The organism is Brevundimonas diminuta, assembly GCF_022654015.1.
Classification (GTDB): Bacteria; Pseudomonadota; Alphaproteobacteria; order Caulobacterales; family Caulobacteraceae; genus Brevundimonas; species Brevundimonas diminuta_C.
Genome location: NZ_CP073063.1, coordinates 1,317,645 through 1,331,318 on the forward strand (window position 1 = coordinate 1,317,645; position 13,674 = coordinate 1,331,318).

General features: G+C 67.1%; 18 protein-coding genes. 8 read left to right on the forward strand and 10 right to left on the reverse strand.

Going from position 1 to position 13,674, the window contains the following annotated elements:
* Positions 1–14 precede the first annotated feature (14 nt).
* Entirely contained in the window at positions 15–803 is a 789-nt protein-coding gene (locus tag KAK88_RS06455; RefSeq protein WP_242078339.1) for a hypothetical protein, read from the forward strand.
* A gap of 3 nt (positions 804–806) precedes the next feature.
* On the opposite strand, the gene KAK88_RS06460 is transcribed toward KAK88_RS06455, so the two are convergent.
* The 3 genes from KAK88_RS06460 to KAK88_RS06470 form a co-directional block, all read right to left on the reverse strand.
* Complete coding sequence (locus KAK88_RS06460; protein ID WP_242078340.1) at positions 807–1,148, reverse strand: VOC family protein; 342 nt, start codon at positions 1,146–1,148, stop codon at positions 807–809.
* Positions 1,149–1,375: 227 nt separating this feature from the next.
* A complete protein-coding gene (aroC, locus tag KAK88_RS06465; protein WP_242078341.1) occupies positions 1,376–2,461 on the reverse strand; it encodes a chorismate synthase in 1,086 nt (361 codons plus the stop codon).
* A 9-nt stretch (positions 2,462–2,470) separates the two neighbouring features.
* Positions 2,471–3,217 carry a J domain-containing protein gene (locus tag KAK88_RS06470; RefSeq protein WP_242078342.1) on the reverse strand — a complete coding sequence of 249 codons (747 nt, stop codon included), beginning with the start codon at positions 3,215–3,217 and terminating at the stop codon, positions 2,471–2,473.
* Between the two features lie 110 nt (positions 3,218–3,327).
* On the opposite strand from KAK88_RS06470, the gene pdxH reads away from it, so the two are divergent.
* Complete coding sequence (gene pdxH / locus KAK88_RS06475; protein ID WP_242078567.1) at positions 3,328–4,002, forward strand: pyridoxamine 5'-phosphate oxidase; 675 nt, start codon at positions 3,328–3,330, stop codon at positions 4,000–4,002.
* Between the two features lie 7 nt (positions 4,003–4,009).
* Here pdxH and queA read toward each other — a convergent pair whose 3' ends face one another.
* Complete coding sequence (gene queA / locus KAK88_RS06480; protein ID WP_242078343.1) at positions 4,010–5,095, reverse strand: tRNA preQ1(34) S-adenosylmethionine ribosyltransferase-isomerase QueA; 1,086 nt, start codon at positions 5,093–5,095, stop codon at positions 4,010–4,012.
* A gap of 343 nt (positions 5,096–5,438) precedes the next feature.
* Complete coding sequence (locus tag KAK88_RS06485; protein ID WP_242078344.1) at positions 5,439–6,725, reverse strand: D-amino acid dehydrogenase; 1,287 nt, start codon at positions 6,723–6,725, stop codon at positions 5,439–5,441.
* A 135-nt stretch (positions 6,726–6,860) separates the two neighbouring features.
* Here KAK88_RS06485 and KAK88_RS06490 point away from each other — a divergent pair, with 135 nt between their 5' ends.
* From KAK88_RS06490 to KAK88_RS06515, 6 genes are all read left to right on the forward strand, one after another.
* Positions 6,861–7,310 (forward strand): Lrp/AsnC family transcriptional regulator, encoded by a 450-nt coding sequence (locus tag KAK88_RS06490; protein WP_242078345.1) that lies wholly within the window; start codon positions 6,861–6,863, stop codon positions 7,308–7,310.
* Positions 7,311–7,351: 41 nt separating this feature from the next.
* On the forward strand, positions 7,352–7,828 hold the full coding sequence (locus KAK88_RS06495) for a hypothetical protein (RefSeq protein ID WP_242078346.1): 477 nt from the start codon (positions 7,352–7,354) through the stop codon (positions 7,826–7,828).
* Positions 7,829–7,889: 61 nt separating this feature from the next.
* Entirely contained in the window at positions 7,890–8,234 is a 345-nt protein-coding gene (locus KAK88_RS06500) for a RidA family protein (protein WP_242078347.1), read from the forward strand.
* A 41-nt stretch (positions 8,235–8,275) separates the two neighbouring features.
* Entirely contained in the window at positions 8,276–9,958 is a 1,683-nt protein-coding gene (locus tag KAK88_RS06505) for a lysine--tRNA ligase (RefSeq protein WP_242078348.1), read from the forward strand.
* Positions 9,959–10,018: 60 nt separating this feature from the next.
* On the forward strand, positions 10,019–10,408 hold the full coding sequence (locus KAK88_RS06510; RefSeq protein ID WP_242078349.1) for a hypothetical protein: 390 nt from the start codon (positions 10,019–10,021) through the stop codon (positions 10,406–10,408).
* Between the two features lie 77 nt (positions 10,409–10,485).
* Entirely contained in the window at positions 10,486–10,959 is a 474-nt protein-coding gene (locus tag KAK88_RS06515; RefSeq protein ID WP_039246408.1) for an SH3 domain-containing protein, read from the forward strand.
* A gap of 63 nt (positions 10,960–11,022) precedes the next feature.
* On the opposite strand, the gene KAK88_RS06520 is transcribed toward KAK88_RS06515, so the two are convergent.
* The 5 genes from KAK88_RS06520 to KAK88_RS06540 all read right to left on the reverse strand — a co-directional run bounded on the left by KAK88_RS06520 (position 11,023) and on the right by KAK88_RS06540 (position 13,652).
* Positions 11,023–11,658, reverse strand: coding sequence for a S24 family peptidase (locus KAK88_RS06520; protein ID WP_242078350.1), 636 nt, complete (start codon positions 11,656–11,658; stop codon positions 11,023–11,025).
* Positions 11,659–11,700: 42 nt separating this feature from the next.
* Entirely contained in the window at positions 11,701–12,141 is a 441-nt protein-coding gene (locus tag KAK88_RS06525; RefSeq protein ID WP_242078351.1) for a hypothetical protein, read from the reverse strand.
* Between the two features lie 91 nt (positions 12,142–12,232).
* Positions 12,233–12,583, reverse strand: a complete 351-nt coding sequence (locus KAK88_RS06530) for a hypothetical protein (protein WP_242078352.1) — start codon at positions 12,581–12,583, stop codon at positions 12,233–12,235.
* Between the two features lie 176 nt (positions 12,584–12,759).
* Positions 12,760–13,155, reverse strand: a complete 396-nt coding sequence (locus KAK88_RS06535) for a PaaI family thioesterase (protein WP_242078353.1) — start codon at positions 13,153–13,155, stop codon at positions 12,760–12,762.
* The gene (locus tag KAK88_RS06540; RefSeq protein ID WP_242078354.1) at positions 13,152–13,652 is read right to left on the reverse strand and encodes a PaaI family thioesterase; all 501 of its coding nucleotides are present in this window, start codon (positions 13,650–13,652) and stop codon (positions 13,152–13,154) included. Before KAK88_RS06540 ends, KAK88_RS06535 begins: the two co-directional genes overlap by 4 nt.
* Between the last annotated feature and the right edge of the window lie 22 nt (positions 13,653–13,674).

Genomic DNA, 13,674 nt, shown 5'->3' on the forward strand with positions numbered 1-13,674 from the left:
GCGATGGTCCGGCCATGCCCATGATCGCCCTTGCCGCCGCCCTCGTGATTTCCGGACAGACGACCACGCCCCCGGCGCAACGTCCCGGTTCCAACCTGACCCGCGATCTGAACAGCGCGCCGCCTTCCGGCTTGGCCACGTCTCCGGCCGCATCCACCGCAGTTTCGACGCCGACACCGACACCGACTCCGGCGCCGACCGCCGGCGCGACCCAGGCCCTGCCTCCGATCGGCCAGAAGCCCGCAGCATCGCCGCGCCCGGCGCCCGCCACGTCATCCGCGCCTCGCACGACCCAGACCCTGCCGCCGATTGGCCAAAGCCCGGCGGCGACGACACGCCCGCAAACGCCAGCTCCGACCACCACGGCACCTCAGGCGACCGCGCCTCGACCCACAACGACCGCGCCTGCCGCAACCCCGCCGGCCGCCGCGCCCGCGCCGGCGGCCTTGAACGCCGCCGCCATCGCCGCCCTGCCGTTCAGCATCCAGCTGCCCGCCGGCCTGACGATCACCCCGGCGCGCGCGGGCGCGAACGCCAGCATCTATCGCGTCCAGCGTGGCGACCAGACCCTGCTGATGATCTACGCCGGCCCGTCGTCGCAGTTTCCGATCTACGACGGCGAGACGGTCCGCGCCGGCGGCCGCGCCTCGGTCGTCGTCACCGAAGGCAGCCGCCGTCTGGCGATGGAGCACCTGTTCCAGCGCGCTGCGGATCCCAAGGAAATCCACGTCTGGATCGCCAGCGTCGAGGGCGCGGACCGGGATCTGGCCGAACGCATCGGCCAGTCCATCGACGTCAAATAGGGCTCAGCCCTCGGACCACACCGCCATTTCGGTGCCGGCCGGATCGGCGAAGTGGAAGCGGCGACCGCCGGGGAAGCTGTAGATCGGTTTCACGATCCGGCCGCCGGCCGCCTCGACCTTGGCCTGCATGGCTTCCAGGTCGTGGGCGTACAGGATGGGCAGGGGGGTCTTGGTCTGATCGGCCTGATCGGCGTCGAACCCGCCGTCCAGTCCCTGATCGAAGGCCGCATAGGTCGGGCCGTAATCCACGAACGTCCAGCCGAACGCTTGGCTGTAGAATTCCTTGATCGCGGGCAGGTTGGCGGCGGGCAGTTCGAGGTAGTCCAGCTTTCCGTCTTCACGCACGGTTGATCTCCTGAGTTGGGCGCCACCGGTCCCTTGTCTTGCACGCGCCCTCGACATGCGCAAACCTGCAAACGGTTCGCAGTTGCAGGAATCGAGCGATGATCGTGATGACGACAGGCCTGTCGGCCCTGATGGCCTTGATGCGGTGCGAGGCGCGTCCGGTCGAGCCGCCGCGCAGGCTCGACACCGATCGCACGAGCCCGCGACCGAACCGACCCAGGCCCTGATCAGCCGACCTGGGCGCGATGCCTCAGATAGGCGTCGGCCAGGACACAGGCGGCCATGGCCTCGACCACCGGCACGGCGCGCAGGGCGACGCACGGATCGTGACGCCCCTTGGTGCGCAGGTCCGTCTCTTCGCCGTCGCGGGTGATCGTCTGGCGCAGGGTCAGGATGGAGGAAGTCGGCTTGAACGCCACCCGCGCCGTCACCGGCTGGCCCGTCGAAATTCCGCCCAGCACGCCGCCCGCCTTGTTCGACAGGAAGACCGGCTGTTTGTTCAGGTCCAGCCGCATCTCGTCGGCGTTCTCTTCGCCGGTCAGTTCGGCGGCCTCGAACCCCGCCCCGATCTCGACCCCCTTGGCCGCATTGATCGACATCAGGGCGGCGGCCAGCTCGCCGTCCAGCTTGCCGTACAGGGGCGCGCCCCAGCCGGCCGGAACGCCCGTGACCTCCAGCGCGACGACCGCCCCGACCGACGATCCCGCCTTGCGGATGCCGTCCAGATAGGCCTCCCAGTCGCCCACCACCTCGGTCGAGGCGGCAAACAGCGGATTGCCGTACACGGCGTCGAAGTCGATCTGGTCCGGTGCTATCCGGTGCGGGCCGATCTGCACCACGCCGGCCCTGATCTTCACGCCGTCGCCCAGCACCTTGCGCGCCACGGCCCCGGCCGCCACGCGGCTGGCCGTCTCGCGCGCCGAGGATCGACCGCCGCCGCGGTGGTCCCGCACCCCGTATTTGGCCTGATAGGCATAGTCGGCGTGCCCCGGCCGATAGGCGCGGGCGATCTCGCCATAGTCCTTGGACCGCTGGTCCTCGTTCTCGATCAGGATCGAGATCGGCGTGCCCGTCGTCACCGGCCCGTCGCCGTCGTCGAACACGCCCGACAGAATGCGCGCCGTGTCGCTTTCCTTACGCTGGGTCACGAAACGGCTGCCGCCCGGCTTCCTCTGGTCCAACCACGGCTGAAGGTCCGCCTCGGTCAGCGGGATCATCGGCGGGCATCCGTCCACGACGCAGCCGATCGCCGGCCCGTGGCTCTCGCCCCAGGTGGTCACGCGAAACAGATGGCCGAAGGTGTTGTGCGACATGGCCCCGACTTAGGCCGCCAGACGCTCCTGCGTCCAGACCCGCGTGAAGCGCACCAGCAGGTCCTCGGCCGCCGAGGGAACATCGGACGACGGCTCCAGCGTCACGAACAGATGGCCCGCCGGCCGTGATCCGCGCGCGGGCAGGCCCAGGTCCTTCAACCGCACCCGCACCGGCGCGGCCATGTCGGCGGTGATCCAGGCCGAGCGCGTGCCGACAGGGGTCTCGATCTCCACCCGCCCGCCGTCGGCCATCAGGCGACGCTCGACGGCCCACGTCATGAACAGGTCGTCGCCGACGACCGACAGCCCGTCCTCGGGCCGGATCAGCACCGACAGATAGAGGTCGCTCCCGTCCGCCGCCCCGCGTCTCAGCCGCAGATGATCGCCGCTGCGCAGGCCCTTGGGCGCCGTGACCCGCACCGTGCGCGCACCCAGCCGGACCTCGACCTGACCCCCGGCCAGGGCCTGCATCGGCGACAGGACCAGAACCGGCGACGGCGCAGGCCGCGCGGCTGGCGCCGACAGGGCGGGGCGAGGGGGCTGGTGCGCCTGGATCAGCCGATAGGCCGCGATCACGCGCCGGAACCGCTCGGCGTCCCCGCCGGTCTGATCCGGCCGCGCCGCCTTCACCGCCGTGCGGAAGGCGGCCTTCAGCGTCGAGGCATCGACATCGCCGCGCACATCCGTTTCCAGGCCCAGGATCGACAGGGCCTCGCGGACGCCGGACACATCTGAAATCGAAACAGGCGCGCTCATGCCGTCACCGTTCGCCCATCAGGGTCAATGGGCGGTTAACCTTGACGGCGACACGCCCGTTTTTGACCGCGATCATTTCCAGCCGCGCCTGCACCGACTACATCACTCTCATGACCGCATCCGTGATCCCGCCCAGCCCGTCGCGTGAGGAATACGCCCGCGACTATGCCGCCGCCCTGGCCGCCAATGGCGACGAGACCATCTTCGACCGGCTCGAACCCATCGGCCTGTTCGTCGAATGGCTGGCGGACGCGAGGGCGCACGAGCCGAACGATCCCAACGCCATGACCCTGTCGACCGTCGACGCCGACGGCCTGCCTGATGCGCGGATCGTCCTGCTGAAGGATGTCGATGCGCGGGGCTTCACCTTCTATTCGAACAGCGAGAGCGCCAAGGGCGTCGAACTGGCTGGTTGCGCGGCGGCCGCGCTAACCTTCCACTGGAAATCCCTGCGTCGCCAGGTGCGGGTGCGCGGCGCGGTCGAGCCGGTCACGCCGGCCGAGGCCGACGCCTATTTCGCCAGCCGCGCGCGCGAAAGCCGCATCGGCGCCTGGGCCTCGGACCAGTCCCGCCCCCTGTCGGATCGCACCGTGCTGGAAGAGGCCGTGGGCCGCGAAACCGCGCGTTTCGATGGTCAGGAGGTGCCGCGCCCGTCCCACTGGACCGGCTGGCGCGTCGTGCCGCGCTCGGTCGAGTTCTGGCGCGATCGCCCGTTCCGCCTGCATGACCGACTGCGTTTCGACCGCGACGGCGAGGCCTGGCGCTCGGGCCGTCTCTGGCCCTGACCCGCGATCAGTCGCGGAACAGCAGCGATCCGTCGCCGTAGGAATAGAAGCGATAGCCGTCGGCGACCGCATGGGCATAGGCCGCCTTCATCGTCGCCGTGCCCGCAAAGGCGCTGACCAGCATGAACAGCGTCGATTTCGGCAGGTGGAAGTTGGTCATCAGCACATCGACCGCCCGGAACCGATAGCCCGGCGTGATGAAGATGGCCGTGTCGCCGTGGAAGGGTTTGATCTCGCCGTCCTCGGCCGTCGCGCTTTCCAGCAGCCGCAGGGAGGTGGTGCCGACGCAGACGATGCGCCCGCCCTTTGCATGGACGGCGTTCAGGGTGGCGGCGGTTTCAGGCGACACCTCGCCCCACTCGCTGTGCATCTTGTGGTCGGCCAGGTCGTCGGCCTTGACCGGCAGGAAGGTGCCGGCCCCGACATGCAGCGTCACCGCATGGGTCGAGACGCCCTTGGCGCGGATGGCGTCCAGCAAGGCAGGGGTGAAATGCAGCCCCGCCGTCGGCGCCGCAACCGACCCGTCATGCTCGGCGAACACGGTCTGATAGTCCGACCGGTCGCGGTCGTCCTCGGGCCGTTTGGCGGCGATATAGGGCGGCAGGGGCATGACCCCGACATCGCGGATCGCATCGTCCAACGCCGGTCCCGCCAGGTCGAAGGTCAGGGTGATCAGGCCATCTTCCCCCTTGGCCGTCACCGTGGCGTCCAGCCGCCCCAGGTCGCAGGCGGCGTCGCTCGCGTTTCCGAACCGGATACGATCCCCCGGCTTGATCCGCTTGCCCGGTTTCATGAAGGCGGACCAGACGTCGGGCGCGTCGCGGTGATGCAGCGTCGCCTCCACCTCGACCGTCAGGGTTTCGCCCTCGGCCCCGATCCGCTGACGCACGCCCGACAGACGGGCGGGAATGACCCGCGTATCGTTGAACACCAGGGCGTCGCCGGGCTGCAGGAAGTCTGGCAGATCACGAATGATCCGGTCTTCCAGCGCGCCGCCTTTCACCACCAGCAGCCGTGCGGAATCCCGCGGATCGGCCGGGCGCAACGCAATCCGGTCTTCGGGCAGGTCGAAATCGAAATCGGCGGTCTTCATCGCGCGCTCTATAGGGCGCTCCGACGCGCCGCGCCACGCCGCGGCGTGCTGCCAGCGCATCGTCGGCGCGCCGCTGTCTGATTTCCAACAGCTTTTCGCGCCCGAACGGCGTCTAACCGACCGCGCCCCGGTCGTGTGTTAGACTGGCCGGCGATCTTTGACAGCGAAAGTTCAGGCGGAAGGGATGGCGAAATCCCGTCTGCGCCTCACCCGGATGATGGCGCCGGATTAGACGAATTAGACACTTTAGACGGTGAATTCCCGTCCGTGGCCCAAGGCTCCACCGTCGCGAGATTAGACGAATTAGACTCTTTAGACGGTAAATTCCCGCCGACGTCTGATCTCAGCTGTAGCCCGGCGCGAACGCCCCGGCCCAGGCGCCATAGCGGTTCAGCGACAGGTCGCGGGTCTCGATCTCGGGCGCCTTGCCGTCGACCATGTCGGCCAGAACCCGCGCCGAGCCGCACGCCATGGTCCAGCCCAGGGTGCCGTGGCCGGTGTTAAGATAAAGCCCCGGAACCTTGGTCGCGCCGATCACCGGCGTGCCGTCCGGCGTCATGGGGCGCAGGCCCGACCAGTAGCTGGCGCCCGCCAGATCGCCGCCGCCCGGGAACAGGCTGCCGACCGAATGGGCCAAGGTCTCGCGACGGACGGCGGGCAGGGTGTTGTTGTATCCTGACAGCTCGGCCATGCCGCCCACGCGGATGCGATCGCCCAGGCGCGTGATCGCCACCTTGTAGCTCTCGTCCATGACGGTGGAGACGGGCGCCCGGTCTTCGTTCACGATCTTGGCCGTGATCGAATAGCCCTTTACCGGATAGACCGGCAGATCCAGCCCCAGCGGCTTGGCCATCATCGGCGAATAGGAGCCGAGTGCCAGGATGACCAGATCGGCCGTCAGGGCGCCCTTGCTGGTCAGGGCGCCGGTCGCGCGACCGTCCGTCATCGTGATCGACTGGATGTCGGTTCCGGTGTGGAAGACCACGCCGCGCTCCGCCGCCAGCTTGGCCAGGGCGTTGGTGAAAAGGAAGCAGTCGCCGGTCTCGTCATGCGGCAGACGCAGACCCCCGACGAAATCGACATCGGAGGCGGCCAGGCCCGGCTCGGCCCCGATACAGCCCGCGCGGTCCAGAACCTCGCACGGCACGCCGGCGGCCTTCAGCACATCGACGTCCTTGTGCACGTCGGCCAGCTGCTTTTCCGTGCGGAACAGTTGCAGCGTGCCCTGCTGGCGACCGTCGTAGGTGATGCCGGTCTCGCGGCGCAGCAGGTCGATCTGGTCGCGGCTGTATTCGGCCAGACGCACCATCCGGCTCTTGTTCAGCGCATAGCGGTCGTGGGTGCAGTTGCGCAGCATGGCGACGGTCCAGCGCACCATGGCCATGTCCAGACGCGGCCGCACGATCAGGGGCGCGTGGCGCATCAGCAGCCACTTCATCGCCTTGACCGGGATCGACGGAGCAGCCCACGGCGCGGAATAGCCCGGCGAGATCTGCGCGGCGTTGGCGAAGCTGGTCTCCAGCGCCGGACCGGCCTGCCGATCCACGACCGTGACCTCGTGCCCCGCCTGGCTGAGATACCAGGCGGTGGTGACGCCGATGACGCCCGATCCAAGCACCAGAACCCGCATGTGACGTTTCCAAGCTCAATGTTGTTATTCGCCGCAAGCTAGCGCCGCATGGATCGACGATCCTGCCTGTTTGCGCAATGATCGGTCGCTGATAGAAGTCTGACGCAATAATCTGCGGCTGAACGGCGGAAACTTGTGTCCCTGCTCGATCCTCTCGACCAACGCCTCCTTCAACGCCTCCGCGCCGACGGGCGCATCAGCAATGCAGGCCTGGCCTCCGCCGTCGGTCTGTCGCCTTCCGCCTGCCTGCGGCGGGTGCGGCGGCTGGAAGAACGCGGGGTGATCCGGGGCTATGCCGCCGTCCTGGCCAACGACAGCGACGACGGCGTCGTCGCCTATGTCGAGATCACGCTGGAGAAGCAGACCGACGACCACATGCGCCGGTTCGAGGCGGCCGTCCGCAACCACCCGGAAATCCGCGACTGCTATCTGATGGCGGGCGAGGCCGACTACATTGTCCGCGCCGTGGCGCCCGACATCGCCGCCTATGAGGTGATCCACAAGGACGTCCTGTCGCGCCTGCCGGGGGTGTCGCGCATCCACTCCAGCCTGGCGATCCGCAACGTCCTGGCGGCGCGCGGCTGAAACGGGCTGAACCTTCCGCCCCGGTCGGGTGTTGTGGCGGCATGAAAGCCCTCGACCTCCTTCCGTCCGCCCTGATCGGCGCCGTCGCCAGCGCCCGTTCCATGACACCGATGGCGGCCCTCGCCGCCGCCGAACTGGCGCACAAGCCCTTGCCCGGCCGCGTCTTCCTTCTGAACCGGCCGCTGTTCAAGTTCGGCGCCCTGGCCATGGGCGTCGGCGAACTGCTGGGCGATAAGATGAAGACCGCCCCCGATCGCACCGTCTTCCTGGGCCTGTTGGCGCGGGTTATGAGCGCGGGCATCGCCGGCGCCGCCCTGGCCACGCGTGGCAAGGAGAACCTGGGCGCCGGCCTGGCGGTCGGCACGGCCGTGCCGCTGGCCTATCTGACCCTCTCGGGGCGCAAGAAGGCGATGGCCCGCATCGGCCAGACCAAGAGCGGCCTGATCGAGGACGCCCTGATCGTCGGCGCCGGCGCCTTGGTCGTCGGTCTGACCGTCTCGCGGTTCAACCGCCGCTAGCCGCTCGACAGCCGGGCCCCGGCGGCGATAGGTGAGGGACGTTTTCGAAGGACCCCCGCCCATGATCACCCGCATCCAGCCCGGCGCCCGCATGAGCGAGGCCGTCGTCCACGGCGACACCATCTATCTGTCGGGCCAGGTCGGCGAACCCGGCGACGACGTGGCGACGCAGACCCGAACGGCGCTGGCCGAGATCGAGGCGCTGCTGGCCGAGGCCGGCAGCGACAAGTCCAAGATCCTGATGGCCCAGATCTGGCTGGCGGATATCGCCGACTTCGAGGCGATGAACAGCGTCTGGGACGCCTGGGTCGACACCTCCAACCCGCCGGCCCGCGCCACCGGCGAAAGCCGGCTGGCGTCGCCCGACTATAAGGTCGAGATCATCGTAATCGCCGCCAAAGCCTGATCACGGTTGACCGGGCGGGATGCAGACTGCAAACCGCCGCCATGCTTCAGAACCTCGAAACCCTCGCCCGCGAGGCCAAGTCCTGGCCCTTCGAACAAGCCCGCAACCTGCTGGCCCACGTTCTGAAGAAACGGCTGGGCGAGACCGAACGAGCCGAAGCGCGCGCCCTGATCGACGCCGGCAAGGCGGATGAAGCCTTGGCAGCCTTTCCCGCCTTGCAGCGCCCGGTGATCCTTGAGACCGGCTATGGCCCATCGGGCCTGCCACACATGGGCACCTTCGGCGAGGTCGCCCGCACGACCATGGTGCGCAACGCCTTTAGCGCGCTGACCGGCGACCACTGGCCCACGCGCCTGATCGCCTTCTCCGACGACATGGACGGCCTACGCAAGGTGCCGGAAGGCGTGCCGAACCCGGAGATGCTGCGCGAGGACCTGCATCTGTCCCTGACGCGGGTGCGCGATCCCTTCGGCACCCACGACAGCTTCGGCGCGCACAACAACGCCCGCCTGCGCGCCTTCCTCGACAGCTTCGGCTTCGACTACGAGTTCATGTCCTCGACCGAGACCTACAGGTCGGGCCGGTTCGACGCGACGCTGCTGACGCTTCTGGAACGGTTCGACGCGGTCCAGGCCATCATGCTGCCGACCCTGGGCGAGGAGCGCCGCGCCACCTATTCGCCCTTCCTGCCCGTCAGCCCGATCACCGGCCATGTGCTGCAGGTCCCGACCCTGGCGCGTAACGTCGAAAAGGGCACGATCACCTTCGAAGACCCCGCCGGCGAGCCGGGCAACCGCACCGAGGTGCCGGTCACGGGCGGCCATGTGAAGCTGCAATGGAAGCCCGACTGGGCCATGCGCTGGGTCGCGCTGGACATCGACTACGAGATGTCGGGCAAGGACCTGATCGAGAGCGTGCGCGAAAGCTCCAAGGTCTGCCGCGCCATGGGCGGCACCCCGCCCGAAGGTTTCAACTACGAGCTCTTCCTCGACATCGAGGGCAAGAAGATCTCCAAGTCCAAGGGCAACGGCCTGACGATGGACGAGTGGCTGCGCTACGGCACGCCCGAGAGCCTGTCGTGGTACATGTTCCAGTCGCCGAAGTCGGCCAAGAGCCTGCACTTCAACGTCATTCCGCGCGCCATCGACGACTATCTGGCCTTCATCGAAAGCTACAAGACCCAGGAGCCGGCCAAGCGGATCGACAACGCCGTCTGGTCGATCCATGCGGGCGATCCGCCGACCCACACGTCGCCGGTGTCCTTCGCCCTGCTGCTGAACCTGGTCGGCGTGGCCAACGCCTCGACCAAGGACCAGCTGTGGGCCTATTTCGCCAAATACCTGCCTGACGCGACGCCGCAGAACGAGCCGCTGCTGGACCGGCTGATGGACCACGCGCTGAACTACTACGAGGACTTCGTGAAGCCCTCGAAGTCCTATCGCCTGCCGGACGACAAGGAAAAGGCGGCCCTGCTGGACCTGGCCGAACGGCTGAAGGCCCTGCCGGCCGACACCACCGACGGCGAACTGATCCAGAACGAGGTCTATGCCGTCGGCAAGGCCCACGCATTCGAGCCGCTGCGAGCCTGGTTCGGCGCGCTCTATGAGGTGCTGCTGGGCGCCAGCCAAGGGCCGCGCTTTGGTTCGTTCGCCGCCATCTACGGCCTGCCGCAGACGATCGCCCTGATCGAAGCGGGCGCAAACGGAGAACTGGCGCAACCTTGACCTTGCGTCAGGGTTGTTGCGTGATGCCAGCCTGAGGGGACGTAGCCGGGGGAGGCGAGGTTGCGTTACGAGATCGACGAGGCGAACAGGGTCCTGATGCTCGACCTGGTCTCGGCCGGGTCAGCCGACCGCGTGCTGAAAGCGACGGTCGATCTGATCACGCAAAGGCCCGAGCTCTGCAGCTGGGACTGGATCGTCGAATGCGAACCCATGACGGACGACGCCACCGTCCAGCATTTGGCGAAGCTGGCTGAGGCTTGGGGGCCGCCACCATCCGTCGAGGCGGTGACGGTTTTCGTGACAAACGACCGCATGCTTCATCTGTGGGCGCGCGTGCTGGACTTCCAGTTCGTGCGCCGGAAACACTTCATCGAACGAGACATCGATATCGCAAGACGATTTGTCGCCCGCCGCCAGTCTGCGCGCATAGCCAAGATGAACGGAAAATAACGGCGAAGCTCCGGGAGCCTTCAGGTTCGTCCGTGCATTCTCCCCTCATCGGCAAACGCGCTGACAGGAGAAGAGTTATGTCGAACAAGATTTTCAAGACCGGTCTGGCCACCGCTGCCGCCCTGGCCGCCATGGTGACCGCCGCCCCGATGTCCGCCCAGGCCCAGGCCAACGGCGTGACCAACTGTGACGCCCCTGGCGGTCGCCAACGTGCGGGCGCCCTGATCGGCGCCGTCGTCGGCGGCGTGGTGGGCTCGAACCTCGCCCGCAACGAGCGTACGGCCGGCACCATCGTCGGCGCGGGCGCCGGCGCCGCCGCCGGTTCTTACATCGGCTGCAACCAGCAGCGCGCCCGCGCGGCTTCGGCCTCCAGCGGCGCCCAATATCGCGCTTCGTCGAACCTGCGCATCCGCAGCGGCCCCGGCACCAACTACCGCCAAGCCGGCACGCTGTCGGCCGGCCAGCCTTTCACCGCCATCGGTTCGCAAGGCGAGTGGGTGCAGATCGCAGGCGGTGGTTGGGTGAACGCCCACTACGTCACGGCCAACTAAGTTCAGTTCGCCGTCCATCGAAAGCCCCGTCCGGCTCGCCGGGCGGGGTTTTTGCTGTGCGCGTTACTGGCTGACCCAGAGGATGCGGGCCATCCATTCGATCTCGCGTCGGGGCACAACCCTTGGCGGATAGTCGGGATTGATCGAGGCCAGGGTGACGGCGCGGCTGGTCAGGCTGGTGACCTCCTTGGCCACGGTTTCTCCGCCGGTCAGGCGGGCGACGACGCGGTCGCCCCGCCGCACCTGCGTCGCTTCCTGATCGACGATGACGCGGTCGCCTTCGCGATAGAGGGGCGACATCGAATCGCCAGTGATCTGAAGGCTGAACAGGGTGTCCTTGGCGCGCGGCAGGTCGGTCTGATCCCAGCCTTCGCCGACCGGCAGGCCAGCGTCGTCGAAGAACCCATCCTGACCCGCCTTGGCCAGACCCAGCAAGGGCACGCTCGTCGGCGCCTCCGGCGCGTCCTCGGCCAGCACCGCAAACTCCGATAGCGACAGGCCCGTCGCCTGAAGCACCAGCGTCATGCTCTCGGTCGAGGGCCAGCGCGGACGCGGCGGATCGCCGGGGCCGAAGCGTTTCGAGGGATTGAAACTCGTCGCATCCAGACCGGCGCGCCGCGCCAACCCGGACGGTGTCAGACCCTCACGCCGCGCCAGCGCGTCGACAGCCTTCCAAAGCTTGGCGTGGGATAGCGGCATCGTGTTCCAGCGACCGATTCGTCGCCAGCATATGATTGGATTCTAGGAATTTCTACCTATCAACGCCGCCGCGCGGCGCTCTTGCCAAGCATAAAATGTGCCGATGATGATGCAGCCGATGATCAGATAACCAATCATGTTCACGACTGTATAAAGTGATCCGACCATCACGCGTTGTCCGGTCAGGCTCATGACATGGGACATCACTGCGATCAGTTGCAGGCCGCTAGCCCACACGGGCCACGATTGTCGATAACGCCAGCTAATGCCTACGAAGACGATCAAAAGGACGAGATCGATCAGGAACATGCCCAGAGGCACGCCGCGAAATCCGCTGTTCTCCTGCATCACAATGGTTGCAAACCACGCGAACAGGTAGGCGCCCGCGCCGATCCGCTCGGGGGAGTTGCCCTTCAAGAAGGCGAACAACGCCATGCCGACCATGAATACGGCGCCGACGATGGCATAAGCGATGTTGAGCATGACAAATCGCCCCCGCGCAGAAATGCACGGGGGCGATAATGACCGAAGTCAGTTCAAACTGAAATCTCGGTAAGCCAAGCTTACCAAGAATTCACGCGACGCGATGGAGGTGCGTCGGCGTCAGGGCCGATTTCGGGTCCAGCCAATCGTCGGGCTTGGCGACCGGGCCGGCGGCGTAGGTGCCGAAGCCAAGGCGGCGGTGATCTTTTTGCAGTTCGGCGTGGCAGGCCACGATGGATTCACGCGCGGCCGAGAGGGCGGCGATCGTTTCCATGGCCTTGGCTTGCGACATCGTGCCGGAGACCGGCGACAGCGACAGAGCGGCGCGAGCGCCGATGAAGGATTGAACCAGCGTGGTCGCCTGGGTGATCGCGGCGTCGATTGCGAGTTCGGTAGCATGCAGATCGCCAGCAACGCTGGAGACGACTTCAGTGCGGTCCATGAAAGCCCCTCAAAGACAGGTTTACAAGAACCGTATGGTTATCACGTCTTAACCCTGTTTGGTAGAGCAATCTTTACCATATCGGCAATCGCGCGTTGAAGCGCCGCCGTAAGCACGGCGTTGAAACCCAATGAGAGCAGGAAGTCGGCGCGAATCAGCGCGCTAGGGCGCGGTGATCAGTCCTGGTTGTCCAGAAGGAAGTGTGCGGTAAGGGACGCGATCGGCTGTTGACGTTCTTCCTGCCAGGCCTCCGCATGCACGTGGGCAACGCGACGACCGGCCCGGCTGATGCGGGCGCGAGCGAAGACGTCAATCGGCCTGCCGGTGCGCAGATAGGCGACCGTCACATTGATAGGGCGGGGCAATCGCGGACCCGGAAAGCTCAGCGACACCTGAGCCATGGCCGTCATCTCCAGAAGGGCAGCCGTCGATCCGCCATGCAAGGCGGGCAGCATCGGATTGCCGATCAGCTTGTCGTCGAACGGCATGATGACGGTGACTTCGTCGCCGCTAACCAGGGTCTGAAGGCCGAGAAAGCGGGCGTAGGGCATGCGGTTCAGTATGTCGGTCATGCCGCCGCTCCTGTTGCTTGGGCCGACCGTTCGCGGGTCTGGTTGAGGATATAGGCGGCCTGGGCCGCAGCGACCGGATCGGCGGGATCGTCTTCGAAGGCCCAGGCGCGCACGAAGGCGATGCTGGGCGTCAGTCGGAAACATAGGCCCTGCGCCAGCAGGTCCTGACGCGGCCTTGCCGCGCGCATGTAGTCGACGCGCAAATCCAGGGTGGCGATGGGCTGGAAAGCGTCCATCGCGGTCCACACGGCCAATCCGCCGATATGATCAAGCAAGGTCGTCACCAGCCCGCCCGCGAAGACGCCGCTGTCAGGATCGCCGACCAAATCTTCGCGCCACGGCACCCGAATGCGGGGCTGGCCATCGTGCAGGCCGTCGAAGGTGAAGCCCAAGGCGCCGGTGTGGGCGGCGCCGGCGGCCAGTTGCGGCAGGATGGTGGTCAGGAAACTCTCGTGCATCGTGCGGACTGAACCTGTTGCGCCGATTTTCGGGGTCATCCTCTATGGGGTGGCGACCGGA